Source organism: Dethiosulfatibacter sp. (assembly GCF_983023055.1).
In genome coordinates this window covers 293-2,581 of the sequence record NZ_CEZJXU010000380.1, presented here as the reverse complement: position 1 = coordinate 2,581, position 2,289 = coordinate 293, and the positions used below count along the sequence as shown (strand labels likewise).

The 2,289-nt window shown below is 37.0% G+C and carries 2 protein-coding genes; both read right to left on the bottom strand.

The genetic code is table 11. From position 1 onward, the window contains the following. A partial coding sequence (locus AC3AX0_RS11300) for an arginine deiminase-related protein (RefSeq protein ID WP_487550385.1) occupies nucleotides 1-488 on the bottom strand: 488 nt, incomplete at its 3' end. A gap of 49 nt (nucleotides 489-537) precedes the next feature. Continuing rightward, nucleotides 538-1,998 (bottom strand): alanine/glycine:cation symporter family protein, encoded by a 1,461-nt coding sequence (locus AC3AX0_RS11295; RefSeq protein ID WP_487550384.1) that lies wholly within the window; start codon nucleotides 1,996-1,998, stop codon nucleotides 538-540. Between the last annotated feature and the right edge of the window lie 291 nt (nucleotides 1,999-2,289).

The window sequence follows — 2,289 nt, the reverse complement described above, 5'->3', positions numbered from 1 at the left end:
TTAAGGTGGAACATCTCCTTAAGTGGTACAACAGATCCTGTATATCCATGCTTCTCAACAATTTCTATGAACTGTCTTGCCCCTTCTTCATTAGTTCTCTTTGAAAGTCCTATGTAGAAATGGTCTTCAATCTGCATTACATCTCCACCTTCAAGATGTCCTGGAGATTGTATATGGTCAAAATTATCGAAAAATTCAGAAAGTGCCTCTTTAACTTTTATTTCTTCACCTTGTCTAGTGTCAACTCCTGGATTTGTAACAATTGCCATTCTATCAGTTACAACAGCTGGATCTTCAACAAAGCAAGCATCTGGATACTCTTCGTCAGCTTCCATTACCTTTACTTCTACTCCGCATGCTCTACAAGCCTCTATATAATTCTCATGCTGCTTGAATGCCTTTTCAAATACAGGCACTCCAATGTCAGATGTTGTCTGTCCATCAGCTACGCTCTTTCCTGGTCTTCTTACTACAAAATTTTTAAACATATTAGCCTCCTAAACTTTTATTACTTTTATTTTTAATTACCTAATTTTATTAGGAATTTGATACCTTCTCCTTACCATTCTTCTCATAGAACACTTTGAAATCAGGATCAACTTCACCTATTCCCAAATACCTTGCCTTATAATCATTCAAAAGCTTCCCGAAGGTTCCGCTTAAAAGAAGTAAGGCCAACAAGTTCGCAAATATAGGCAATGCTGTAGACATATCCGCAAAGAGCCATACTGTTGTTCCAGGCATTTCCTTTACTACTGCCACTATAACTAGAAGCAATCCCGGTATTGGATACGACCACTTGTAGATATCAAGTATTATCTTGTTCTTGCTGTTTTCTTCTCCTAGAAGATATCTAACAAGAACTTCAATCTGTGCATATAGACCTGATGATGTTGTGATTCCGAAAAGAAGTACTCCTCCTGCAAGGATTATCCTTCCAAAACTTCCTATTCCAGTTTCAAAGGCGCTTAGTGTAAGCTCCGCACCTGAGAGTCCTGAAGACCACTCACCTGTTACTATAATTACAAGCGAAGTTATTGTACAAATTACGATTGTATCAAGGAAAACTTCAAATATTCCAAGGATTCCCTGTCTTATAGGATGGTCTGTTTTTGCTGATGCATGAATCATTGGAGATGATCCCCAACCAGCTTCATTTGAATAAACCGCTCTAGACATACCTATCTTTATTACCTGTGTAAATGCAGCTCCAGCAAATCCGCCAAAGGCAGCTGAGCCAGTAAATGCTCCTCCCATAATCAAACTGAATGCATGAGGAAGAACTGAAGCATTCTTAATAATTACAAACAACCCGCTTGCAAGGTAGAACAGGATCATAAATGGAACTATCTTAGAAGCAATTTTTCCCAATGATGGAAGTCCTCCGCTTATCATTAGATAAAGAAGAACTGTATAAACAACGCTTACAAGAATCATATTAATATCAAATGTAGATGCTACTGCTTCAGATACTGTATAGTTCTGCATTGTAAGGAAAAATCCAACTCCAAATCCGAAGATAAATATGAAGGCAAGTACCTTTGGTATAACCTTCCAGCCTCTTTCCTTGCCAAGTCCCTTGCTTATATAATATGTAGGTCCACCGTAGGTATGTCCGTCTTCCTGCGTGTTTCTGAAATATACTGCCAGTGAAACCTCTGCCATCTTTATTACTTGTCCAAAAATTCCTGCTATTATAAGCCAGAATACTGCTCCAGGTCCTCCAACAGCTATTGCCGTAGCAACTCCACCAATGTTTCCAACTCCTACTGTTGCTCCTGCAGCAATACTAAGTGCTTCCAATGAACTTAGTGTTCCCTCTTCACCTTCAGTATCCTTACCAAACAACCTTCCTAAAGATGTTTTAAAAATATGTGGTATAAATCTAAATTGAAAAAATCCTGATTTCACAGTAAAAAATATACCTATAAATAAAATTGTCAGTACAAGGGGCATTCCCCACAAATATTCCCATACTATTTTTTCCATTAAAGCCATATTAATCCTCCTCTTATTTATAATTCCTGTTCCGGTCCAATAATTTCAAATAAAATCACCTGCCCGGATATATACAAAAGGTCACGTACCCTATGTTTCTTGGTTTAATAATTTCTTAGTTTAATAATTCCTTGGTTTATTATAATTAGCTCTAGCTTCAATTATGTAATATACTATATGCCGCTGTTTTGTAAATATTCGGTTATAGAATCATTTTAGTCTCTAAAGATATAATCAATAACATGTTCAATGATTCTTGGTGTCCTCTCAAACAGATCCTCTTTGTAGACT

Excerpts from the sequence above, each read along its gene's own strand:
- AC3AX0_RS11295 (WP_487550384.1), bottom strand. The coding sequence starts at position 1,998 with ATGGCTTTAATGGAAAAAATAGTATGGGAATATTTGTGGGGAATGCCC.